Here is a 22,337-nt window from a genome sequence, read left to right on the forward strand (position 1 = left end):
AATCACTCATTGTTTTGGGAAGGCGTCAAGAGCCGCCATCAACCGGTTATTCTGTTGTTCATCGCCTACCGTGATGCGTAACATCGATTGTAAAAGGGGCGAATTGGGGAAATGACGCACTGCGATGCCCTGTTCTGCAACCCAGTGTTGTAAGTCCTGCGCATAAGGACTTTTAACCAGCAGAAAATTGGTACGGCTGGGATAGACAGTGTCAATCAGACGGTGTTGACTGAGCCGCATGCGTAACACTTCCCGTTGAACCAGGATTTTTTCCACGGTTTCACCAAACCAGTCATCACGGCTTAGCGCCTGTTCAGCCAGGTCCAATACGACACTGGAAAAGGGGAAGGGTGACATGATGCGTCTGATGGCTTCAATCAGGGGAGCCTGGGCAAGGATGCTGCCTACCCGCAAACCGGCCATGCCATAGGCTTTGGATAAGGTTCTGAGCACGATGAGGTTGTCGTAAAGTGGAATTAAGCAGGCAGTACTTTCTGTTTGGGCAAATTCAATGTAAGCCTCATCGGCGATAACCATTGATTTTCCGGCCCATTGTTCACACATGTCGCTCACCGTTTGCAGGTCAATCAGGCCACCCGTCGGGTTATTGGGGCGGCAAACCATGATGAGTTTGCAATCCGGTTGCCATTGCTGAAGAAGATTCTCCAGCGAAAAATTAAACGCATCCTCAGCGTTCAGAGGGCAATTGCGAATTCCCGCCTGCTGCAATTGCGCATAAAAAGCATACATAGGGAACGTAGGCGGGCATTGCAGGATGCTGTCGCTGCTCCGGCTGAGAAAAAGGCGCATTAATAAATCAAGCCCATCATCGCTGCCGCGGGTGATGACGAGTTGGTCGTCATCGACCTGGTACAATTGTGCCAGACGCTGCTCGAGTCGTTTTACCTGTATCGCACTGGGGTAGTGATTCAGCGAGACCTCGTTTAACTGGATTGGGCTCCAGGGTAGTTCATTGGCATGCAGGCGGCATGATTGCCTGTCCCCATCCGGGACATACTGTTTAATGTTTTTTAAATCCGGGCGAATCAAATCCAGTATTGACATGTTAAACCTCCATCGTTGTCAGGCGCATTTTCACCGCGTTGGCATGCGCATCAAGGCCTTCCAGTGAAGCCAGCACACAGGCGGCCTCGCCCACGGATACAATACCCTGCGGGTCAATGGTTTGCACGGTCATTCTCGTTAAAAAATCCTCTGTGCTTAACCCGTTGTGATGACGCGCATAACCGTTGGTGGGTAATACGTGGTTACTTCCTGTCACGTAATCACCCAGTGTTTCAGCGGCCCAGGGGCCAAGAAAGACAGTACCTGCCGCCTGTATCAGCGATACCCAGTCCGCTGCATCCCGGCAATTGATGATCAGGTGCTCGGGGGCATACGCATTAACCCAGCGGATGGTTTGTTCCCGTGAGGCGGTAACAAGAGCAAAACTGTGCTTAAGCGACTGCCGAATAATGGCCTGGCGTTTCAATGATTGCATTTGCCGGATGAGTGATTGATTCACGGCTTCGGCGAAGGCGGCTGAAGCGCAAAGAAGGATTGATTGCGAATCGACGCCGTGTTCCGCCTGCGCCAGTAAATCAGCGGCGACAAAATCAGGGTTGGCTTCGTCATCGGCCACGATTAGAACTTCGGAAGGGCCGGCCGGCATGTCAATCGCAGGTCCCATGGGTTCCATGCTGACCAGGCGTTTGGCTTCTGTGACGTAACGGTTACCGGGTCCAAACAATTTGTCGACTTTGGGAATGGATTGGGTGCCATAGGCCATGGCTGCGATGGCCTGGGCGCCGCCTGCCTTGTAAACCGCATCAATGCCGCACAGACGCGCGGCCACCAGCACGTGTGGATTAATGCGGCCAAATCGGTCGGGCGGAGTGCATACGATTTTAAGCGGACACCCGGCAATGGCTGCAGGTATGGCCTGCATGAGCAGTGAGGAAATCAAAGGCGTGTTGTTGCCGCCAGGGATATAAAGCCCCACCCGCTGAATCGGACGGTATTGGCGTTCAATCCAGATGCCCGGGGCGGTGGATACCCGTTTGGTTTCCGGTTTGACTGCTTCATGGTAGCCGCGTATTGTATCCATGGCCGTCTGGATTGCTGCTAAAGCGGACCCGTCGATGCGGGCATTGGCCATCTCCTCGGGCAACACCGTTAATTCATTGACCTCTATGCCGTCAAATTCACGGGTGAAAGCCATTACAGCTTCATCGCCGTCTTTTCTTACCGCATTGAGGACAGGGCGTACGGCAGATTCAACCCCCTCGTCACTTAAAGGCCGGGTGAATAATTTTTCAATGTCCTTCATGGACAGCGATTGGGTTGTGTAAATCGACAACATCGTAATTACTCCAGCATTTTTTCGATAGGAAGAACCAGAATGGAACTGGCGCCTAAGGATTGGATGTTTTCCAGCGTATTCCAGAAAACCCCCTCGCTGGAAACGACATGGACCGCCACTTTATCCGGCGCGGCCGGCAAAGGAAGGATGGTAGGTGATTCTGCTCCGGGTAATTGCCGGCAGATAATGTCGAGCGCCGCTTTAGGAGCATGAAAGAGAATGTATTTGCGTTCCTGAGCCTGTTGAACAGCCTGAATGCGGCGTTTTAACAGATCAAAAACGGCCTGCAGCGAGTCAGGGACAAGCCGGGGGCTCTGAATAAACACAGCCTGACTGTGCATGACGACAGCCACTTCGCGCAGTTTGTTTTCCTCAAGGGTTTGCCCGCTTGAAACCAAATCGCAAATGGCATCGGCCATGCCAAGTCTGGGCGCGACTTCGACCGATCCCGATAATTGCAGGATATCGGCAGCAATCCGGAACTGGTTAAGGTAGTTTTGCAGCAGCAGGGGATAGCTGGTGGCAATGCGTTTTCCGTCCAGACTCCCGGGCGAGTCGTAAGCCGCGTTTTCCGGGACTGCTATTGAAAGCCGGCAGTGGCAGCTTCCCAGCGGTAACACCAGCTTGTATTGCTTGTCCTTGCAGGCAAGGGACGCTTCATTCAACACATTCTCGCCCACCAGGCCGCCGTCAGCGATTTCATCGAATACCAGCGTTGGAATGTCATCATCACGGACAAAAAGCAGATCGATAGGAAAATTATCGACGTGGGTGAGCAGGGCATTGTCTTTGAGGCGGAATTTTAAACCGCAACGTTGTAAAAGAGTCAGTGACTCCTGGGCTAAACGACCTTTTTTCTGCAAGGCGATACGAATACGTGTTTTCAAGACTGCTCCAACCGTTCTGCGATAAGTGAATACCCCCCTGTTCCACGGGTCAGACAGCGTGCAACCCGGGTAATGGTTGTCACGCTGACCCCTGTCTGATCATGAATAGTGCGGTAAGGCAACTCTTCACGCAGCAAGGGGACGACCTGCCAGCGATCGGCCATGGCTTCCAACTCAGCGGGCGTGCACAAATCATTAAAAAATGCCGCCGCTTCGTCTTCATTCTGCAACACACTGATGGCTTGCATGAGATGATGGATTGCCTGGGTTTTGTCGCTGTGCTGATGCTTCATAATAATGTATTAATGTAGTAGAACATTAGCGCATTGTAATTATGCCTTTTGAATTCTGTCAAGAAAAAATTTGTCTCACAAAGCAATTTTTGCCATGATTGCCATTGAAAAAATACAAGGAGAGCACGCATGCTGCTTAAAAAGGATGATTCCTGTCTGTTGCTTATCGATGTTCAGGAAAAACTGGCGCCATTTGTCCTGCAGTCGGAAAAAACGATAGCGCGATGTCAATGGTTGATGAGACTGGCAAAAGAGCTGGCCGTGCCTGTCTTAATCAGCGAGCAATACCCAAGCGGTCTTGGCAGTACGGTTAAGCCCTTGCAGTCAGGAGATAAACCCCTACCCAAGGTTCACTTTTCCAGTTGGCGCGAGCCCCTTTGTAAGGACAGCCTGACCGCCCTGGCTAGAAATCAGGTGGTTTTGATCGGCATTGAAGCCCACGTCTGCGTTTTACAAACGGCCGTTGATTTGCTGGAAGCGGGTTTCCAGGTGTATGTCGTCGTGGATGCCGTAAGCAGCCGTCATGAACAGGATTTAAAATACGGTTTAAAGCGCATGAAGCAGGCAGGCATTGAACTGGTTACCTCTGAAATGGTCTTTTTCGAATGGGTAGGGCAGGCAGGCACTCCTGAATTTAAAGCATTGAGTAATGCGTATTTAAAACAATAGTTAGGAAAACAATCGATGAATCTGGATAATCAAATAGCCGTCATTACCGGCGGCGCCTCAGGTATGGGTAAAGCCTGTGCTGAGGCATTATCGCAACGCGGGGTAAACGTTGTGATCTGGGATAAGGTGGTTGATCATTTAAATTCTGACGAATGGAGCGCAATACCCTGCGATGTCAGTTCGGAAACAGAGGTGGAGCAGGCCCTGCTGGAAACCATTCACCGGGTTGGCGTGCCGCGGATTGTGATTAACTGTGCCGGCATTGCCCCGGCCAAACGCATGGTAGGAAAAGAAGGCCCCATGCCTCTCGCTGCATTTAAACAGGTCATTGATATTAATCTGATCGGGACATTTAATGTGATGCGGGTTACAGCCCATGCCATGACGACACTGGATCTGGAGCCGAGCAGTCATGAACGGGGAGTGATCATCAATACGGCATCCATCGCCGCCTATGAGGGGCAGATTGGCCAATTGGCTTACAGCGCGTCGAAGGGCGGGGTGGTGTCCATGACGTTGCCGGCTGCACGGGAATTGGCACAGCATGCCATCCGCGTGAATACCATTGCGCCGGGTTTAATCGCAACCCCCTTATTGCTGACCATGCCCCAGGAGGTGCAGGACAGTCTTGCTGCAACAGTAACCTTTCCCAAGCGTCTTGGAAGACCGGATGAATTCGCAGGTTTAGCGATGCACATCATTGAAAATGAGTTGATGAATGGCGAAGTTATCCGCCTGGATGGCGCCTTGCGTATGCAGGCACGCTAAGGAATAAGGCCTGCCGGAGTCCGGCAGGCGATGTTTTTTAAGAATGGCTTAATGATTTGCTGGTTACATTGTCCTGTTCCGGTTTTTTCTCTGCCGTGGGTGCAGATTGATTGGAGGGCAATTTTTCGTCGGTTGGATGTGGCGTAAAGAAATTCATCCAGCCTGACTTCGTTTGTACTGGTGGGGAGACAAGCGAAGCAAAATCATCTAGCCAACCATCGAGGGATGAGCTTTCCTCGGACTCCTCAAGGCTGGTGTCGTCCGTCAAGGACGATTGCATGGGCAGATTATACCGGCTGGACAGGTTGTTAATCGCCTCTTCAAGGCTGGCGTGAACCTGCTGCTGGGCATGAGCGGAGTTGGCTTTTCTAATTCCGCGGGCACAGTTGCTCATATCCTGCCAGAGGATTTCCACATCATAAAGGTACTGTTGCAAAAACTTCATCTTGGCAGGGCGATCAGTGTCTGGAATGCCGTTGGAACGAAATAATTGCGACAAATCATTTAAACTGTCATGAAAACATTTAACCAGTTCCATTCTGGCTTTGGGCCGCAGGGATTTGAAATGCCGCACCGCACGCTCGATGCATTGACTGTAGGCGAGTTGAATCGTTTCGTCCTCCAGTAAGTCAAGCGGTAAGGGTTTAGTCATTAAAAGGGTAATCGCACTGATGGAGTAGTTACCCTGTTGTGCTAAGATGCCCAGGTCGCGATTGAAAAGCAGATCGTGAGCCTGTATTTGATAATAGGCAATGGCGGCGCTGATTTGTTTTTTTACCTCAGAAGAAAGCGTATGCGTATCGAGATAACGACGCAGGGCATTTTTCAAAGCAAAATAAAAGGCACTGGAGGATGTCGTTTTCTCAGGGCAAGCAGCCAATACGCCCTTCAATGGGTGTCCGGGTTCCGTTAACAGGGAATAAGCCAGCGGCAGGCCATGGTCATCGGGGATTAAAAGGGATGCGTCATGCTTGATCAAGACAGCAAGGCAGTCGGTAGAGTGGGTTTCATAACAAAAAGAAACGGCATTGGGGTATTTCTTTTTGTTGATAATAAGAACCTGATTGTCCAGTACCAGGTCATCACCGTGGGTAAGGATAAAATCCAGTAGTTCTGCGTTTTTTTCCTCTAATGCGGAGCAAAGCCTGTTCATATCCAGCAGGTAATGAAAATTCTGCAGGAGTTTCGCGGCGGCGAACTGTTTTTCTTTTAATAAGTGTAAAAAATGCGCTTTGCAGGCTTTTTCGAGGCCTGAGGTCAATTGTTGCAGTTTACTCAGGCATTGTGAATTGCCGATGGAAGTCTGTGAGGACAGAAGCAAATCTGCTTCGAGCGAATATTGATTACAGCGAGCCCACAAATCAGCGAGACTTCGGGTGTATGCCAGCTCATCTTGGGAAGATGATTCAGGTGTGAGGCTTGCAAACTGTTTTGCGAGTCTATCAACATGCCTCTCAATGTCTCCCAATTCCCGGGTAATTTTTTGCAAAGCTGCCTGTTTGCGTTTGGCCTTTGAGTTGACCGAGGCCAGGGGGGCTGTCGGTTTTGACGCGTTATTTTTTTTGCTGGAATTGGAGGAGGGATGACTTGATACCGCTGTGATGGGCGCGTTGCGCACCGCTTCCGCCTCAGGCATAACGGCCTGTGCCGTCTTTAGCATACGGGTTAGGAAAAGATGCTTTTGGGCATAGTGATTATGCGAAGTCAGCAAGGATAAACTTTCAGTCATTTTAATGAAATTTTTTAACTTGGCCACGTACTCTGCGCGTTTACTCTCTCTTTCTTCATAAAGGAGACTGCATTGGTTATCCAGCCGTTGATATTCAAGCTCCAACTGATTATAGGTCTGTAAATATTTTTCCCTGATTTCAACAATGACGTCATGCATGGACGTTTCTGCCAGCGTGAGTAACTCCTGGCTGACGGACGACACATCCAGTTCCCGATATTTGTTTTGGCCTACTCTCATGCTGAAATGCGGCCCGGACACCATCTGATCTTTTTTGTTGTAATAGACATGAAGCCGGTATTCATTGCCGCCTAAGTCAGTAAAATCAGCGGTGTAATGAAGTTGGCTTAAATGCGGATTGGCCTGTGATTCCGTTTCATAAACACTGACATGGTGCTTAAGCAGGGTATAGCGCAGGTCTTTATGGTCCAGGCGATAGTCTCTGAGGGGCAGTGCAATTAAGAAGTAGTTTTTTTTGTCGAGTGTCTGTTTAAGGGTAACGGATTCGGCCTGTTCAAGACTACTTTTGTTTCTTTTTTTTCGATAAGAAAGAAAACTGAACAATATGTTTTTTGCCATGGCTACCCCTAATGATGTGCCGAAAACGAATTATCATATAGCAAAAAACCCATGTTGGTCAATTATTGGTCTTTTGTGGGTAAGCCGCGTCGGGCCAGGAGGCCCGACCGGGTTATCATTGAACTTTCGCTGGTGTTGTATTGGACTTCACGTTGGTTTTTACTCCCTTTTTATCGGGGATTATGGGTGCAAGCATTCCACCGGGTGCGATTTGTTTAAGTTTGATTTGACCGGCGCCAGGATTTAGAGTGGCGTTGGCGTCTTTGCAGCGCTGGGTATCACATTTCATCTTGCAGTGACCGTCCACGCAGCCGTAACAACCCCAGTCAGGCCAGCAACAGGCCCAGTTGCTGCTTTCCGACCCATGCCACTGCCCGCCGGATAATTCACAGACTCCTTTTAAATCCTCACCACCACCGCCGCCATCGTTTTGTTTGGCTAAGCCATGTAAAGGCAGGCAGAGACTGAGCAACACGCCTGCAATGAGGGGTAAGCGTTTCATAGTATCCTCCTTGATCGAGTGAACGAGCAAAACCAATCCATTTGCTTCGCCTAAAGCATAGTAGCTGTATTAAAAATGATCAAAGAGGCGGCCGAAGCAAAATTCTGCTCCGGCTTGGATGTCAGTTAATCAGGCTTTCTGGTGATGCCCGGAGTCAGAGCCCGGTTTTACGTTGCCTGACGCGGTGTACACATTGGGGGCAGCAGTCATGGATTGGCCAGTCAGTGCGCCAATCATTTCCTGGCGGGTAATGATGTTGGTGGTGATGACCTGACCATTGATGGTGTTGTATTCACGGCAGAGGGTTAATTTTTCAGCCAGTGTTTTATTCAGTGATTCAATGGTACTGGCGTCGCTCTGGCTGAGTTGTTTAAGGTAAATCCCAAGTGCCGTTTTATAATCGGCCGCATTGGCCTGAGCTCCGATTACCTGGATACGTTGCCTTGCGCTCTCTTCCAATTGGGCGCAAAGCGCTTGTTTTTGGGTAGATATTTCTTCAAGCTCGTCAAATTTTCGATTGACCAGGATGTCTTTTTCACGGAGTAACAGCGAAATTAAAGCATCGAGATGGGTTATTTCCTGCTCCAGTAAAGCAGCTAAATCCGTTTGCACCTTTGTCATAATAATCCTCAAGCCAATTGAATATCATCAAACATTTTTTTCGCTATCTTACTGCTGGATATCTCATAGCGTCCAGAATTGAGTAATTCCTTAAGGTATTCGACACGGGCGTTATCCACATCCGGTTCTTTGAGGATAATGTCTTTCAGGGTTGCCAGTTGCTGAGAGGCATCACTTAAGTTGACAGAACTTGCTTCTGTGGAGACAGATTCATCCTCTTTCTGGTTTTGCAGGCGCTGTACGCGGGATTCAGTATCCACTCGCTTGAAGTTACCTGTCTCGTTGATTGAGTTGACCATAGCATTTCTCTCGATTACGCTCTCCATTCTTATCGGCTCCTCATGCGAAATCTTTAGTTATTTTCGGTTAATTTTTAACCTTTTTTACATCTTACCCTGACAAAACACCCCCCGCAAGCCCATTACTGGCTGACTCTGACCTCACTTTTGCCACTGACCCGCCCCTCGACTGTCTTTTTGGAGGTTATGTTTTTAACCCGGATGACATCATTCAAAGCACCGTCATTTAAGGCAACGCCCATCATGGTGATTTTAAAGGATTCACTGATCGCCTGTATACTGACCTGTTGGCCTTTATGAATCAGAATCTGGTTTCCCAGCGACCGGGGTTGTATTGGGCTGCCCTGATAAATGGTATAGGTGGCGACTTGACCTGCCACCTGAGTTAAATCAGAGAAATACCCTTGTTTTAATTGAGAAATATCCATTGGGACCAATTGAACATCCCCCTCGCCAATGACGGTCCCGCGAATCAGATTGCGCCTGGCGACAAGGACTGGTTTCTCAATGGTGATGCGGGCAGGAATAAAAAGCGTCCAATGATTGTCAATTTCTTGACAGCGGATGCCCATGGTGGTGGAGCCTGTTAAAGCAGTTTTATAGGGATTAAACACATCAAGTTTGTCATCGGCGCAACGTTTTAATTGCAATCTGGGGTCGATTGATTCGGTACTGACCTTGACATTGCCTTCGTATTGCACGGTCAGTTGGTTAAGCAGATAGGTTTCTATATGCTGTTTAAGCACCTCATGGGATTGATTCTCCTGGGCGGCTGCCCACGGGGCGCTGAGGGAAAACACTAACACGGTTAAAATCCGTTTCACTCTCGGTACTCCTGACTCGACTGGCTGGTTTAGTTATGCAAAAGCCAAGCCAGGTTTATTATTTATTTAAGAACAAGGAGTTAAAATGACAGGCCTTGTGTAAATTCCTGGTCCTCTTTGGGCATTTTTAGGATTGATTGGCATGGGGATATCTCAATGGTTGCCCGCCTGCGCGGGCAAGACAGCGTAAGGGGCGCGCTAAATCCTATGGTTTTGCTCTTTCACGTCTTGATGAATTGGCATCCGAATCTTACTGATTGCGTCTACGCGGGCAAGACAGCGTCAATTAAGGTTTCTCTTGTAATGTCTTGCCCGCGCAGGCGGGCATCCGGTCACTCACAGAGGCTGGTGTAGGGTTTAGCCTCTTTCTACTTAAACCCATATCGCTTATGATGCACACTGGTTCACTTAAGCAATGAATGAATGCGTTTTCTCTTTGGACTCTTGTTATTGGTATCGACTGCCCTTTGGGCCGCCAGTCATCACCCCCAGGACTTTCTGACTGAGGTGAAAGGGCAGGCGGATGAAGGCCGGCAGATTGCCAATCATTATTGTGCCAATTGCCATGCAGTAAAGCCACTGATTGAATTGGGTGCGCCTAAAATGGGGCAGGCTAACGATTGGGAGCCACGGCTTAAGGCCGGACTTGAGCTTTTATTTCAACACGCCGATACAGGGATAAATGCCATGCCTGCCCGTGGCGGTTGCTTTGAATGCAGTGATGAGCAATTAAAGCTGGCCATTCTCGCCCTTCTTCCTGATGATGCCACTATTGATCAAAAATTGATCAAAAAGTTTCTAGAAAAAACAAACAGTTAAAAAAATTTAAAAAAAGCCCTAAACTTATTCACTATTCTCCCGATAAAACAAAAAAAGAGGGAGGATATAACAATGAAAAAGCTACTGGTTGTGGGTCCCATTTGTGTCCTGGCTGCTGGTTGCGGATCCATGGACAGGTCAACTGTGGTCGTGGATGATGCGGGTTATACCCATCATACTCTTTCCATGGCTGCAGACAGGAAAGGGACTTCCTATTTCCCCGAGTCACGCCCAGCCACGGGCAAAAAAGTGTTTATTTTTGATCCCAAAGCAACCGCGTGGGCGGCTTATGATGCTCAGGGCAACCGCATTAAAACCGGAAGCGCTTCTGGCGGTAAGGACTTCTGTGAAGACGTAGGCCGAGGCTGCCGCACCGTAACCGGTACTTTCCGTGTTTACTCTAAAAAAGGACCTGAGTGCACGTCCAGCATTTACCCCATTGAAACTGGCGGCGGTGCAAAAATGCCTTATTGTATGCACTTCCATGGCGGATACTCCATCCATGCCGCTTACGAAGTACCCAATTACAATGCCAGTCATGGGTGTGTGCGGGTTCTTCCCAGTGCGGCTAAATGGTTAAACGAAAACTTCATCGATATTGGTACGACAGTTATCGTGAAACCTTACTAGCAAAGCATAAAGTAACCTGCTTAAGTGCAGGTTACTGCCTAGAGGTATTTCTTAAGAAGCTGGTTGATTTGTTCAGGGTTAGCTTGTCCTTTGGTCTCTTTCATGATCTGCCCGACAAAGAAGCCCAGTAGTTTTTCTTTACCGGCGCGATAATCAGCCGCTTGCTGCGGGTATTGTTCAATGGTGCGTTTAACCAGCTCCTCGAGCAGGGGATCTTCTTTTACAGGTTGATATCCTTCCCTGGCAATAATGTCATCGACCGAGCCTTGTCCCTGCCACAGGTGATTAAAAATCGCTTTAAGTATGTTGGCTGAAAAGGTTTTCTGACTGGCATAATCAAGGAGCGGCGCTAAATCGGATGCTGAAATCCTGGGATTTTCAAAGGATTCATTCACCTCATTCAAGGCCGCCGCATAAGCTCCCTTGAGCCAGTTGACGATGGTTTTTTCATCCGCCTGGCTGAGTTGACGCACCGCTTCGAAATAATGGTACGTGGCGGGCGCGGCCAGCAGGAATTGAATATCATCCGCGTTGAGATGACCAAGCCCCTGGAGATGGGCTTTGATCGCCGCAGGCAACGCCGGCAGGGTTTTCTTTATTTCGGCTAATTCCTCTTCATGGATGGCAATGGGCAGCAAATCAGGATCAGGAAAATAGCGGTAATCATTCTCGTTTTCCTTGCTGCGTAAAACCTGGGTGGTTTCGGTATTGGGATCAAATAAACGCGTTTCCTGAATCACTACCTGCCCGCATTCAAGCAAATCCTGATGCCTGGCCTGCTCATAGGCAATGGCTTTTTCTATAAAACGAAACGAATTCAGGTTTTTCAATTCGGTGCGGGTGCCCAGTTGTGCCGACCCTTTTGGTTTAAGCGACAGGTTGACATCACAACGAAATGATCCTTCCTGCATGTTGCCATCGCAAATACCAAGGAACCGTACCAGTTGATGGAGGGTTTTTAAGTAATTGACCGCTTCTTCGGCCGAATAGAGGCAAGGAGCTGTGACAATTTCCAGCAGGGGTGTGCCCGCGCGGTTTAGATCAATGCCGGTAAAATCAGCCTGTGCATCATGAATGGATTTTCCCGCATCCTCTTCAAGATGAGCCCTGACGATGGTGACTGTCTTCATCGGCGCATCGCCCATGTCCACCTGAAGTGTACCATGGCTGACAATGGGGGATTGAAACTGGCTGATTTGATAGCCTTTGGGCAAATCGGGGTAGAAGTAGTTCTTGCGCTCAAAATAAGACAGGGGATTAATCGTCGCGCCAATGGCAAGTCCAAACTGAATGGCCATGGTGACGGCCTGTTGATTAAGAACGGGTAAGACGCCCGGAAGCCCGGCATCAATGAAAGACGTTTGCGTATTGGGTTTGCCGCCAAAAGCATTGGCTGAACCTGAAAAAAGTTTAGTCTGTGTTTTTAACTGAACATGCACTTCAAGGCCGATGACAGTATCCCATGCCATAGTTAACCCCTTAATTGAGCACTGGCCAGATGCCAGTGGGTCATTTGTTGATACTGGTGGGCGACATTCAGCAGCGTTGCTTCAGCAAAGTGTTTTCCGATAACCTGCATGCCCACGGGCAACCCCTCACTGAAGCCGGCCGGAATGGAGATGGCCGGCAACCCGGCGAGATTGACCGCGACGGTAAAGACATCCGCTAAATAATTCTGCACAGGATCGCTCACTTTTTCGCCGAGCTTAAAGGCGGTGGTGGGTGTGGTGGGGCCGATAATCACATCGACTGTATCCAGGGCTCTCAGCAATTCCTCTTTAATCAGCCGCCGGATCTTTAATGCCTGCAGATAATAATCGTCAAAATAACCCGATGACAGAACATAGGTGCCGGTCAGGATGCGTCGTTTGACTTCGGTGCCAAATCCTTCGGTGCGTGAGGCGGTAATGAGTTCCTTTAATGTACTGTTTTTGGGGCTGCGGTAGCCAAAGCGGATGCCGTCGTAGCGCGACAGATTGGACGATGCTTCGGCGCAGGCAATGACATAATAGCAGGGAACCCAAAGCGGCTGGTGGGTCAAATCCATTTCAATGACCTGTGCGCCTTGATCGCACAGAACCTTGACGGCGGCATGGATGGTTTCCCGGATAGTTAAATCCACTTTGTCGCTGAAAAAACAGCGCGGCAGGCCGATGCGCAATCCTTTGATGGAATCATTCAGGCTGGCTGAGTAGTCTGGAAGCGTCTGTTGAACGGAAGTCGAGTCCTTCGCATCAAAACCCGCCATGGCCTGCAGTATCAGCGCCAGATCGTCGGCGCTTTGCGCCATGGGGCCGCCCTGATCAAGGCTTGATGCATAGGCGATCATGCCGTAGCGCGAGACAAGACCATAGGTGGGTTTTAATCCGGAAATGCCGCAAAAAGCAGCCGGCTGACGAATGGAGCCGCCGGTGTCAGAGCCTGTTGCCAGAGGGATAAGACCCGCTGCCACGGCTGCAGCGGAGCCGCCAGAAGAACCGCCAGGCACCCGATTCAAATCCCAGGGATTTTTTACCGCGCCAAAATAACTGTTTTCATTGGCAGAGCCCATGGCAAACTCATCCATGTTGGTTTTGCCGATTAGAACAGTACCTTGTTGCTTTAAGCGGCTAACCACTGTTGCGTCATAAGGGGAACGATAGTCGGCCAGCATTTTCGAGCCACAGGTGGTGGGTAAATGACGTGTGCAGAAAATGTCTTTATGGGCAATGGGAATGCCGGTTAAGAGGCCAAATTGCCCAGCTTTCAGGGCTTCGTCCACCAGGGCGGCCTGTTGCAGGGCATACTCTTCATCCACAGTAATGAATGCGTTCAGTCCTGTATGATTACCAATCACCTTTAAGTAATGTCTGACCAGTTCCACACTGGAAAGCTGACGTTGCTGCAAGGCTAAAACCGTCTCACGCAAGGAGTGCATGTTATTTTCCTGAATCGATGACTTTAGGTACCAGATAGAATCCTTCTTCAAACAAAGGGGCCAGTTGTTCAAGTTCTTCCACGCAGTTACTTTCGGTCATTTCATCATCACGCAGGCGCTGATGAAGTTCGTAAGGATGAAAGAGCGGGGCGACCTGTCGAGTATCCAACTGGCGTAACTCGGCCACAAAATCAATAATGCCATTGACTTCAAGAACGAGGGAAAGGCTGTCTTCATAGTCGCTGTCCAGACAGGCTAATTCAGCAATGGCCTGTAATTCTGCCGAGGAAATGGTCATTAAATCTCCAAAAAATAAAACGATACCCTGCTACTTCGCTGCGGACTGTATAGTGAACAGAAAATTCACTGAGGATGCAAGGATTAATTCGACGGATTGCATCATCCAATATTTCTTTCTTGCCGGGAAAAGGTAGAATGACTTTTATCACTCACCAATTGGATTGTTATGTTGCAGCAGATAAAAACCCAGGGCGGCGTTTACATTGAATATGAACAGCAGAGTTTAGCCTACGACAATGCCATTGAGCCTTTAATTGAGAAACTGGATTCGCAGCGCGGTGCCCTGTTCGCCTCCAGTTTTGAATACCCTGGACGTTACACCTGCTGGGACATCGGTTTTTTCAATCCGCCGCTCGCCATTGTCTGCAAGCAATCGCATGTCTATCTTCAGGCCTTAAACAAGCGTGGTGACGTGCTGTTAACCATTGCTGCCCTGGTTCTTAAGGAATGTGAGGCCATTGACATCCTGAAGCAGACAGAAAAAGTACTCCAGTTGCAAATTAAGCCGAGTGATCGTGTATTCAGTGAGGAAGAACGCAGTCTGCAGCCTTCCATTTTTACCGTCCTGCGTGTGCTGCTTGGTTTTTTCAAATCACCGGACGAGCCCTACCTCGGCCTTTATGGAGCCTTTGGTTACGATTTGATTTTCCAGTTTGAATCACTGGCGCAGACGAAGGCGCGGGAGGAGGATCAACGCGAAATGGTACTTTACCTGCCGGATGAAATCTATGTGGTTAATCATCGCAAGGAAGAAGCCTTTGTTCGTCGCTACGACTTTCAATACCAGGGAAAATCCACGCTGTCATTGCCGCGGGAGGGGGCATTCAAACCCTATGAAGCCACCCACAGACCCGAGAAGCCAGGTGATCACGAGCCCGGTGAGTATACCCGGATTGTTGATGTCGCCAAATCACGGTTTGCTTGCGGCGATCTGTTTGAAGTGGTGCCCAGCCAGATTTTTTATGCGCATTGCCCTGAGCAGCCTTCCGCCATTTTCAGACGCATGCGCAAGGCTAATCCATCCCCTTATGGTTTCCTGATTAATCTTGGTGATGAAGAATATTTAGTGGGCGCTTCGCCGGAAATGTATGTGCGGGTTCAGGGTCGCAAAGTGGAAACCTGCCCCATATCCGGGACGATCAAACGCGGCGCTGATGCCATTGAGGATGCAAAAAACATCCAGACGCTGCTTGATTCTGAAAAGGAAGCGTCTGAACTGACGATGTGTACTGATGTGGATCGCAATGACAAATCCCGCATTTGCGAGGCGGGTAGCGTGCAGGTGGTGGGGCGCCGCCAAATTGAAATGTATTCGCGGCTGATTCATACGGTGGATCATGTTCAGGGGGTATTGCGTAAGGAATTTGACGCGGTCGATGCTTTTTTGACACACATGTGGGTAGTGACGGTGACCGGGGCACCGAAACTCTGGGCGATGAACTTCATTGAAACCCATGAAAAATCGCCCAGACGATGGTATGCGGGAGCCGTGGGTTGGTTTGGTTTTGACGGCAATTTAAATACCGGCCTTGTCTTAAGAACCACCCGGATTAAACAGGGCATTGCTGAAATCCGCGTTGGCGCGACCCTGCTTTATGACTCCGTGCCGCAGGCAGAAGAAGAGGAAACGCGGCTTAAGGCATCTGCTTTCCTCGATGTGGTTCAAAATAAAGTCAAGAGTGAGGTGCGGCATCGTACCGAATACCCTGGACTCGGGCGGCGTGTGTTGTTAGTGGATCATCAGGATTCCTTCGTTCATACCTTAGCCAATTACCTTCGCCAGTCGGGTGCGGAAGTCATTACCGTTCGATCGAATCTGGTCATTGACTACCTGCAGGATTCCGAATTTGATTTGGTGGTGTTATCGCCTGGACCCGGTAAGCCTTCGGATTTTAAAGTGGCACAGACCATAGAATCTGTTTTGGCGCGCGGCATTCCTTTGTTTGGTGTTTGTCTGGGTTTACAGGGGATGGTAGAGTACTTTGGCGGTGAACTGAGCGTTCTCGATTACCCCATGCATGGCAAGGCATCCGAAATCTTTGTCAGGGAAGAAGGGGGATTGTTTGCCGGGTTGGCACCGTCTTTTACGGCGGGTCGTTACCATTCGCTCTATGCCCGTCAGGAATCGATGCCCAAACCATTGAAGGTGACGGCAGTGAGTCAGGATGGTATTGTCATGGCGATCTCTCACCGCAATCTGCCGGTCCATGCGGTGCAATTTCATCCGGAAACCATTTTATCCATGCACGAGCAGGCCGGGCAGCGCATTATCAACAATCTAATGGAGATGATTGGCAGCGATGAAGAGTAAAGTTCTCAAAGTCTATGCTGTGGCCATACTACTGGGTATTTTAACAGGGATTATCGGGTCTTATTTTCAGATAGCGATTGCTTATTTAAGCCGTGGGTTGGGCGCGGCCATCACCTGGTCTGAGCGCGCAGGAGTTCCTGGCGCCCTGACGTCCATGCTGTTTTCCATGCTGCTTGTCTACCTGGCCTGGCTGATGGTGAGAAAAATAGCGCCTGAGGCGTCCGGCAGCGGCGTACAGGAAATTGAAGGGGCCTTGCTCCATGAACGCCCCATTTTCTGGGAACGGTTGTTGCCGGTGAAATTCATAGCCGGGGTCATGTCAATCAGCGCCGGCATGGTGGTTGGCCGTGAAGGACCTACCATTCAAATGGGCGGTAATCTGGGTGAGATGCTCGGGCAATGGCTGCGTATTCCAAGGCGCCGTCGCGATACCCTCATTGCTGCGGGTGCGGCTTCCGGTTTGGCCACTGCCTTTAACGCGCCGCTAGCCGGGGTGCTTTTTGTCATTGAGGAAATGCGCAACCAGTTTAATTTCACATTCACCAATTTTAAAATGGTCGCCATTGCCTGTGTCATGGCGACCATTGTCAGCCACTGGCTTGTGGGTGCAGGTCCTGCGATTGCCATGAGTGTGTTTGATCTGCCCAGTTTAAAGTCGTTGTGGCTGTTTTTTATCTTTGGTCTGTTAGCCGGCCTGGCCGGGCTGGTTTTTAACCTGGTATTGATGAAAAGTTTGAGCTTAAAAGATCGATTGTCCGACTTTGCCCAGGGCAGTTACGCCTTAATTCTCGGGGCGGTCGTTGGTCTTCTGGCCTATTGGTATTCGCCAATCGTCGGCGGCGGTTATGAAATCATCCACCAGTCCTTAACGCTGTCGCCGCCTGCCAATGTGTTGCTGATGCTCATCGGGTTGCGTTTTATCATGACCATGCTGTGTTACAGCAGCAGTGTGCCGGGCGGCATCTTTGCGCCCATGCTGGCTCTGGGTACGCTGTTTGGTCTTGCCTCGTACTACCTGTTGATTTTAATTATGCCAGACACGACCATTCACCCCGGCATGTTTGCTGTGGCGGGCATGGGGGCTTTGTTTTCCGCTGCAGTCCGTTCTCCTCTGACTGGCATTGTGCTGGTCGTGGAAATGACTCAGAATTACCTGTTGATTCTACCGATGATGGTGACCTGCCTGACCTCCACCACCGTGGTGCAGCTGGCAAAAAATCCACCCATTTATGCGCAGTTATTACGGCGGACTCTGGCAAAAGAACGTCTGTCGGCGTAACACGGCTAAATTTCATTCGCAAAATGAAAACCGTTCGTTATATACTTTTGCTCAGAACCGGCAACCCAGTGGATTGATGAACTATTTCCATAATAAAAAACTGGCCTTTTTTTTCATTATTCCGCAGTTGACTGTTACCCTGTTATTTTTTATTTGGCCTGCTTTAAGCGCCATCCTGCAATCGTTGTTTTTCAGCGATGCCTTTGGTCTGCACACGCAGTTTGCCCGCCTGGGAAATTTCAGTGATTTATGGGCGGATCCAGGGTATGGAAAAGCAGTGCTGGTGACGTTGCTGCTGGCGTTGTTTATTACCCTGTTGACCATGGCCTCAGGTTTATTGCTGGCAACGCTGGTGAGCGGGCGGCGTCGGAGTCAGGCGATTTATAAAACATTAATTCTCTGGCCTTATGCCGTTGCGCCGGCTGTGGCGGCCATCCTCTGGCGTTTTCTCTGCCAGCCAACCATTGGCTGGCTGGCCAGTTTATTTCGCAGCATAGGCTTTGATTTTAATTACCTCATTCATGGGCAACAGGCGCTGACTGTGGTTATCCTGACTGCGAGCTGGCAACAGTTAAGTTACAATTTTTTATTCTTTTTTGCGGCGCTCAAAGCCATTCCTCCATCGCTTATCGATGCGGCCATCATGGATGGCGCTTCGGCCTGGCGCCGTTTTTGGCAGGTTATTTTCCCTTTGTTATCGCCAACGACCTTTTTCCTGCTGATCATGAATCTGATTTATTCTTTTTTTGACACCTTTGGCATCATTGATGTCATGACCAGCGGCGGTCCGGATAATGGGACTACCACGCTGATTTACAAAGTGTATAAGGATGGCTTCGTGGGCATGGATCCCGGGAGCTCCTCGTCGCAATCCGTGGTACTCATGCTCCTGGTGATTGCCTTAACCCTGCTGCAATTCCGCTATCTTGAAAAGAAGGTGCATTACGAATGACCTGGTCGCGTGTTGTTTCCCATGGTTTCCTTTGCCTTTTCATTGCCGGTTTATTTCTACCGCTTTACATGGCGCTGGTGGCCGCCAGTCATGATGGCGGCGCCATGATGCATGCCCCCTTGCCTTTGTTGCCTGGCAGGGCGTTATGGGACAACATCAAAACCGTATTGACTGAGGGGATAGCGGCAACAGGCGGGCAACCCGTTTGGCACATGCTTCTTAATAGTTTAGTGATGGCAGTTCTCATCGCCGCGGGCAAAATAACCCTGGCTTTGTTTTCAGCCTTTACCCTGGTTTATTTCGCTCTGCCCGGTAAAAAACTGATGTTTGCCCTGATTTTTTCAACCATGATGCTGCCGGTTGAAGTTCGCATTGTGCCGACGTTTCAGGTGATTGCTTCGTTCTCCTGGTTGAATACTTACGCGGGGTTAACGCTGCCGTTGATGGCTTCCGCGACGGCGACTTTTTTATTTCGTCAATTTTTCAAAACAATTCCGGGTGAACTGGTGGATGCGGCCAAACTGGATGGGGCGGGCCCCTGGCGTTTCTTTAGAGATATTTTACTCCCGCTCTCTCTGACACAAATCGCGGCCTTGTTTATTATTTTATTTGTCTATGGGTGGAATCAATACCTGTGGCCCCTGGTGATTACCAGCGACAGCAGCAAGGCGACGATCGTCATGGGCATCCGGTCTTTAGCCGGCGTTGCTGATCAAATCCCGCAGTGGCATTATATTATGTCTGTCGCCTTAGTCGCGATGTTGCCGCCCTGTTTGGTGGTCGTGCTTATGCAACGATGGTTTGAGAAGGGGTTAATTCATTAATGGCTACAGTGGAACTGGTGAATATCAGCAAATACCATGGTCAACACAGGATTCTTGAGCAAATCAGCTTAAGCATTGAGCAGGGTGAATTTGTGGCGGTGGTAGGGCCTTCTGGATGTGGTAAATCCACGTTACTGCGTTTAGTGGCCGGCCTTGATACGGTCACATCGGGGAAAATCCTCATCGATAATCAATGCGTCAATGAAATTCCTCCTGCTAAACGCAACATGGCCATGGTTTTTCAAAGTTATGCTCTGTACCCGCACATGACCGTGTTTGATAACATGGCTTATGGTTTAAAAATGCGCGGCGTCGACAAACAGGCTATTGATTCGCGTGTCAAGGAGGTGGCGGCCATGCTGCAGCTCTCCGATTATTTAAAGCGGTTGCCGCGGGAGTTATCCGGCGGACAAAAGCAGCGTGTCGCCATGGGGAGGGCCATTGTTCGTTCGCCGTCGGTGTTTTTGTTTGATGAACCCCTCTCGAATCTTGATGCCAAACTGCGGACGGAAATGCGCCATGAGATTAAAAAACTGCATCAGCAATTAAAAACGACCTGCCTGTACGTGACCCATGATCAAACAGAGGCCATGACCATGGCCTCAAGAATACTGGTATTAAATCAAGGCCGTATTGAACAGATTGGCGCACCACAAAAACTGTATCAGCAACCGGCTTCGCTTTTTGTTGCTGGATTTACCGGACATTACCCAATTAACTTTTTATCAGGTACTATTGATTGGTCATCCAGGCAATTCATCACCGCGATAGGTGCTGCTTTCCCGTTGCCTGAGCACGTGGCTCCAGCGCAGGGTGTTGAAGAAGTCATCCTTGGGGTGAGGCCTGAAAACCTGGAAATGACAGCGGCTGACACGGCGGGGGCCATCCCTGTTCATGTCGATTTTGTCGATAACATGGGCAGCGATAAACTGGTACATACCCGAAGCCATTGCGGTCGTGCCAATTTTTCGGTGCGAACACGCATCGATACCGAAATCTGTGAAGGACGTGCGGCGATAAGCCTGAATCTGAAACAGGCGCATTTGTTTGATAAAAACACAGGCAAGAGGCTGGGAGGATGGAATGACTAAAAGCAATAAAGCACTGAGGGATGTCGACGCCCCTTTTTACAGTTACTGGCAGGCGCTTTATCTGTCTTTTTTCAGTCGCCGCTTGTACGTGGATGTCGGCAAGCGCTGGAAGGGCTATGGGATACTTTATCTCTTATTATTGATGTTCATTGTGACCTTGCCTTTCGCCTTGCGGGTAACCCTCGATTTTAATCGTTTTTTTGATTATCAGATTCTTGAGCCCATGCAGAAACTGCCGAAGTTTTATGTGCAAAACGGCAAAGTGTCTCTGGATAAGCCCATGCCTTACCTGATTAAAAACAGCAAGGGCGATGTGGTTTCCATCATTGATACGACAGGAACAATCACGCGCATCGATGATCGTTACCCGCACTTATCCGTGCTGGTAACCGCCAATCAAATCATTTATCGCCTGCCCACCCCGCAATTCTTTTTTGCTTCGGCAAACCGGAAACAGGAAAGCCCCATTTATATTCAGGAGTTGAGTAAAAGCATGAATGAGGTTTTCAGCGGCGAAGAGTTAAGCAAATCGTCAGGTATCGAAAAGCTTAAGTTATTGTCGGATGCCACCATTTATCCCACGATTGTCCTGATGTTTACTGTCATTTACCTGGCTTTCTTCCTCGTGTTTGCGCTAATGGGTCAATTTGTTGCTAAATTATTCATGAAATTTGCTATTACCTACAAGCAATCCTGTCGATTACTGATTGTGGCTTCGACCCCGCAGATTACGGCACTGGTGATTTTCCTGACTATAAACTGGGTATTTTATGGGTTTGGTTTCTTTTTAATTGTCTTGTTTGCCGCTTACTTCAGTTTTGCCGTCCTGTCGTTGAAACGTGAAAGCCATAAGCTGGTGGTTTCGTGAAAGAGCCAATTCACTTCGCCCATGGCAATGGTTTTCCTTCGCTTTGTTACAGTCAGTTATTCAATGCGTTAAGTGAGGATTTTGACTGCTACTACATTGACAAGGTCGGGCACAACCCCAGGTACCCGGTGACTGAAAACTGGCCTTTTCTGGTCGAGGAAGTGTTAGACAGCATCAAACAACAAATTAATCAGCCGGTGATTGCGGTGGGGCATTCGCTGGGCGGTGTACTCAGTCTGTTGGCAGCCATACGGGAGCCTTCGCTTTTCAAGGCGGTGATTATGCTCGATTCACCCCTGCTGGGGCGGCTTAAATCGAGTATGCTGCGTTTGGCCAAAGTGCTCGGATTTATCGATCACATTACCCCGGCATTCAGAACACGCGGGCGCAGGCGTAAATGGCCGACACAAGAACAGCTCATGGCTTATCTTAAAGACAGGCCCCTGTTCAGAACATTCAGCAAGGCCTGCCTTCAGGATTACATCGATTATGGCCTGTACCGTGATGAAGAAGGCTATCATCTGGTGTTTGACAGCCATATTGAATACCAGATTTATCGAACTATTCCTCATCATCTCCATCAGTATGCCGGTCAATTAACGGTACCCACCGCGCTCATTTATGGCGCCCAGAGTAATGTGGTGGATCGATTTGATGTTCGCTACATGAAAACGCATTACCGTATTGATTGTTTTAAAATGAGAGGGACCCATATGTTACCTATGGAGAGACCGAAATTAACAGCCAGGCAGGTTATTCAGGCGCTGGATGTTATACTTAAAAGATGATGTGTAGAATGTAAAAAATGTGGAT

Annotated in this window: 23 protein-coding genes; 11 read left to right on the plus strand and 12 right to left on the minus strand. The window is 49.3% G+C overall.

Annotation, left to right across the window (positions count from 1 at the left end; translation table 11 throughout):
* Positions 1–6: 6 nt before the first annotated feature.
* The 4 genes from hisC to Lrub_RS01110 are packed head-to-tail and all read right to left on the minus strand — an operon-like array spanning position 7 to position 3,542.
* A complete protein-coding gene (hisC, locus tag Lrub_RS01095; protein ID WP_058530358.1) occupies positions 7–1,065 on the minus strand; it encodes a histidinol-phosphate transaminase in 1,059 nt (352 codons plus the stop codon).
* A 1-nt stretch (position 1,066) separates the two neighbouring features.
* Positions 1,067–2,362, minus strand: coding sequence for a histidinol dehydrogenase (gene hisD, locus Lrub_RS01100; protein ID WP_058530359.1), 1,296 nt, complete (start codon positions 2,360–2,362; stop codon positions 1,067–1,069).
* 5 nt (positions 2,363–2,367) lie between these two features.
* A complete protein-coding gene (gene hisG / locus Lrub_RS01105; RefSeq protein ID WP_058530360.1) occupies positions 2,368–3,249 on the minus strand; it encodes an ATP phosphoribosyltransferase in 882 nt (293 codons plus the stop codon).
* Positions 3,246–3,542, minus strand: a complete 297-nt coding sequence (locus Lrub_RS01110) for a YerC/YecD family TrpR-related protein (RefSeq protein ID WP_058530361.1) — start codon at positions 3,540–3,542, stop codon at positions 3,246–3,248. Before Lrub_RS01110 ends, hisG begins: the two co-directional genes overlap by 4 nt.
* 129 nt (positions 3,543–3,671) lie before the next feature.
* Between Lrub_RS01110 and Lrub_RS01115 the strand changes: the two genes are divergently transcribed.
* Positions 3,672–4,211 (plus strand): hydrolase, encoded by a 540-nt coding sequence (locus Lrub_RS01115; RefSeq protein ID WP_058530362.1) that lies wholly within the window; start codon positions 3,672–3,674, stop codon positions 4,209–4,211.
* A 15-nt stretch (positions 4,212–4,226) separates the two neighbouring features.
* Complete coding sequence (locus tag Lrub_RS01120; protein ID WP_058530363.1) at positions 4,227–4,979, plus strand: SDR family NAD(P)-dependent oxidoreductase; 753 nt, start codon at positions 4,227–4,229, stop codon at positions 4,977–4,979.
* 37 nt (positions 4,980–5,016) lie between these two features.
* On the opposite strand, the gene Lrub_RS01125 is transcribed toward Lrub_RS01120, so the two are convergent.
* From Lrub_RS01125 to flgA, 5 genes are all read right to left on the minus strand, one after another.
* Positions 5,017–7,287: a hypothetical protein gene (locus Lrub_RS01125; RefSeq protein ID WP_058530364.1), complete on the minus strand. Its 2,271-nt coding sequence runs from the start codon at positions 7,285–7,287 to the stop codon at positions 5,017–5,019.
* 115 nt (positions 7,288–7,402) lie between these two features.
* The gene (locus Lrub_RS01130; protein ID WP_058530365.1) at positions 7,403–7,789 is read right to left on the minus strand and encodes a hypothetical protein; all 387 of its coding nucleotides are present in this window, start codon (positions 7,787–7,789) and stop codon (positions 7,403–7,405) included.
* Between the two features lie 129 nt (positions 7,790–7,918).
* The gene (locus Lrub_RS01135) at positions 7,919–8,410 is read right to left on the minus strand and encodes a flagella synthesis protein FlgN (protein WP_058530366.1); all 492 of its coding nucleotides are present in this window, start codon (positions 8,408–8,410) and stop codon (positions 7,919–7,921) included.
* 8 nt (positions 8,411–8,418) lie between these two features.
* Entirely contained in the window at positions 8,419–8,736 is a 318-nt protein-coding gene (gene flgM, locus Lrub_RS01140) for a flagellar biosynthesis anti-sigma factor FlgM (protein ID WP_058530367.1), read from the minus strand.
* Positions 8,737–8,831: 95 nt separating this feature from the next.
* Positions 8,832–9,533, minus strand: a complete 702-nt coding sequence (flgA, locus tag Lrub_RS01145; RefSeq protein ID WP_058530368.1) for a flagellar basal body P-ring formation chaperone FlgA — start codon at positions 9,531–9,533, stop codon at positions 8,832–8,834.
* Between the two features lie 423 nt (positions 9,534–9,956).
* Here flgA and Lrub_RS01150 point away from each other — a divergent pair, with 423 nt between their 5' ends.
* Positions 9,957–10,352, plus strand: coding sequence for a c-type cytochrome (locus Lrub_RS01150; RefSeq protein WP_058530369.1), 396 nt, complete (start codon positions 9,957–9,959; stop codon positions 10,350–10,352).
* 72 nt (positions 10,353–10,424) lie between these two features.
* A complete protein-coding gene (locus Lrub_RS01155) occupies positions 10,425–10,982 on the plus strand; it encodes a L,D-transpeptidase (RefSeq protein WP_058530370.1) in 558 nt (185 codons plus the stop codon).
* 38 nt (positions 10,983–11,020) lie between these two features.
* Here Lrub_RS01155 and gatB read toward each other — a convergent pair whose 3' ends face one another.
* The 3 genes from gatB to gatC are packed head-to-tail and all read right to left on the minus strand — an operon-like array spanning position 11,021 to position 14,197.
* On the minus strand, positions 11,021–12,451 hold the full coding sequence (gatB, locus tag Lrub_RS01160; RefSeq protein ID WP_058530371.1) for an Asp-tRNA(Asn)/Glu-tRNA(Gln) amidotransferase subunit GatB: 1,431 nt from the start codon (positions 12,449–12,451) through the stop codon (positions 11,021–11,023).
* Positions 12,452–12,453: 2 nt separating this feature from the next.
* Positions 12,454–13,899, minus strand: coding sequence for an Asp-tRNA(Asn)/Glu-tRNA(Gln) amidotransferase subunit GatA (gene gatA / locus Lrub_RS01165; protein ID WP_058530372.1), 1,446 nt, complete (start codon positions 13,897–13,899; stop codon positions 12,454–12,456).
* 1 nt (position 13,900) lies between these two features.
* Positions 13,901–14,197: an Asp-tRNA(Asn)/Glu-tRNA(Gln) amidotransferase subunit GatC gene (gene gatC / locus Lrub_RS01170; protein ID WP_058530373.1), complete on the minus strand. Its 297-nt coding sequence runs from the start codon at positions 14,195–14,197 to the stop codon at positions 13,901–13,903.
* 168 nt (positions 14,198–14,365) lie between these two features.
* Here gatC and Lrub_RS01175 point away from each other — a divergent pair, with 168 nt between their 5' ends.
* From Lrub_RS01175 to Lrub_RS01205, 7 genes are all read left to right on the plus strand, one after another.
* A complete protein-coding gene (locus Lrub_RS01175; RefSeq protein WP_058530374.1) occupies positions 14,366–16,510 on the plus strand; it encodes an anthranilate synthase component I in 2,145 nt (714 codons plus the stop codon).
* Entirely contained in the window at positions 16,500–17,789 is a 1,290-nt protein-coding gene (gene clcA, locus Lrub_RS01180; RefSeq protein ID WP_058530375.1) for a H(+)/Cl(-) exchange transporter ClcA, read from the plus strand. The genes Lrub_RS01175 and clcA overlap by 11 nt, the downstream gene beginning before the upstream one ends.
* A gap of 73 nt (positions 17,790–17,862) precedes the next feature.
* Positions 17,863–18,741: an ABC transporter permease subunit gene (locus tag Lrub_RS01185; RefSeq protein ID WP_420324335.1), complete on the plus strand. Its 879-nt coding sequence runs from the start codon at positions 17,863–17,865 to the stop codon at positions 18,739–18,741.
* Positions 18,738–19,565 (plus strand): sn-glycerol-3-phosphate ABC transporter permease UgpE, encoded by an 828-nt coding sequence (gene ugpE / locus Lrub_RS01190; RefSeq protein WP_058530376.1) that lies wholly within the window; start codon positions 18,738–18,740, stop codon positions 19,563–19,565. The genes Lrub_RS01185 and ugpE overlap by 4 nt, the downstream gene beginning before the upstream one ends.
* Positions 19,565–20,656 (plus strand): ABC transporter ATP-binding protein, encoded by a 1,092-nt coding sequence (locus Lrub_RS01195; RefSeq protein WP_058530377.1) that lies wholly within the window; start codon positions 19,565–19,567, stop codon positions 20,654–20,656. The genes ugpE and Lrub_RS01195 overlap by 1 nt, the downstream gene beginning before the upstream one ends.
* Positions 20,649–21,524 carry a DUF1189 family protein gene (locus tag Lrub_RS01200; RefSeq protein WP_058530378.1) on the plus strand — a complete coding sequence of 292 codons (876 nt, stop codon included), beginning with the start codon at positions 20,649–20,651 and terminating at the stop codon, positions 21,522–21,524. The genes Lrub_RS01195 and Lrub_RS01200 overlap by 8 nt, the downstream gene beginning before the upstream one ends.
* Positions 21,521–22,312 carry an alpha/beta fold hydrolase gene (locus tag Lrub_RS01205; RefSeq protein WP_058530379.1) on the plus strand — a complete coding sequence of 264 codons (792 nt, stop codon included), beginning with the start codon at positions 21,521–21,523 and terminating at the stop codon, positions 22,310–22,312. Before Lrub_RS01200 ends, Lrub_RS01205 begins: the two co-directional genes overlap by 4 nt.
* The last annotated feature ends 25 nt before the right edge of the window (positions 22,313–22,337 follow it).

Origin of the sequence: Legionella rubrilucens (genome assembly GCF_001468125.1) — a bacterium.
Lineage (GTDB): Bacteria > Pseudomonadota > Gammaproteobacteria > Legionellales > Legionellaceae > Legionella_C > Legionella_C rubrilucens.

What these genes read in the sequence shown, in the direction of transcription:
- Lrub_RS01110 (WP_058530361.1), bottom strand. Translation starts at nt 3,542, where the DNA reads ATGAAGCATCAGCACAGCGACAAAACCCAGGCAATCCATCATCTCATG.
- hisC (WP_058530358.1), bottom strand. Translation starts at nt 1,065, where the DNA reads ATGTCAATACTGGATTTGATTCGCCCGGATTTAAAAAACATTAAACAG.
- flgM (WP_058530367.1), bottom strand. Translation starts at nt 8,736, where the DNA reads ATGGAGAGCGTAATCGAGAGAAATGCTATGGTCAACTCAATCAACGAG.
- Lrub_RS01120 (WP_058530363.1), top strand. Translation starts at nt 4,227, where the DNA reads ATGAATCTGGATAATCAAATAGCCGTCATTACCGGCGGCGCCTCAGGT.
- clcA (WP_058530375.1), top strand. Translation starts at nt 16,500, where the DNA reads ATGAAGAGTAAAGTTCTCAAAGTCTATGCTGTGGCCATACTACTGGGT.
- gatA (WP_058530372.1), bottom strand. Translation starts at nt 13,899, where the DNA reads ATGCACTCCTTGCGTGAGACGGTTTTAGCCTTGCAGCAACGTCAGCTT.
- Lrub_RS01135 (WP_058530366.1), bottom strand. Translation starts at nt 8,410, where the DNA reads ATGACAAAGGTGCAAACGGATTTAGCTGCTTTACTGGAGCAGGAAATA.
- Lrub_RS01125 (WP_058530364.1), bottom strand. Translation starts at nt 7,287, where the DNA reads ATGGCAAAAAACATATTGTTCAGTTTTCTTTCTTATCGAAAAAAAAGA.
- Lrub_RS01115 (WP_058530362.1), top strand. Translation starts at nt 3,672, where the DNA reads ATGCTGCTTAAAAAGGATGATTCCTGTCTGTTGCTTATCGATGTTCAG.
- Lrub_RS01155 (WP_058530370.1), top strand. Translation starts at nt 10,425, where the DNA reads ATGAAAAAGCTACTGGTTGTGGGTCCCATTTGTGTCCTGGCTGCTGGT.
- Lrub_RS01150 (WP_058530369.1), top strand. Translation starts at nt 9,957, where the DNA reads ATGCGTTTTCTCTTTGGACTCTTGTTATTGGTATCGACTGCCCTTTGG.
- ugpE (WP_058530376.1), top strand. Translation starts at nt 18,738, where the DNA reads ATGACCTGGTCGCGTGTTGTTTCCCATGGTTTCCTTTGCCTTTTCATT.
- gatB (WP_058530371.1), bottom strand. Translation starts at nt 12,451, where the DNA reads ATGGCATGGGATACTGTCATCGGCCTTGAAGTGCATGTTCAGTTAAAA.
- gatC (WP_058530373.1), bottom strand. Translation starts at nt 14,197, where the DNA reads ATGACCATTTCCTCGGCAGAATTACAGGCCATTGCTGAATTAGCCTGT.
- Lrub_RS01130 (WP_058530365.1), bottom strand. Translation starts at nt 7,789, where the DNA reads ATGAAACGCTTACCCCTCATTGCAGGCGTGTTGCTCAGTCTCTGCCTG.
- Lrub_RS01195 (WP_058530377.1), top strand. Translation starts at nt 19,565, where the DNA reads ATGGCTACAGTGGAACTGGTGAATATCAGCAAATACCATGGTCAACAC.
- Lrub_RS01200 (WP_058530378.1), top strand. Translation starts at nt 20,649, where the DNA reads ATGACTAAAAGCAATAAAGCACTGAGGGATGTCGACGCCCCTTTTTAC.
- Lrub_RS01175 (WP_058530374.1), top strand. Translation starts at nt 14,366, where the DNA reads ATGTTGCAGCAGATAAAAACCCAGGGCGGCGTTTACATTGAATATGAA.
- hisD (WP_058530359.1), bottom strand. Translation starts at nt 2,362, where the DNA reads ATGTTGTCGATTTACACAACCCAATCGCTGTCCATGAAGGACATTGAA.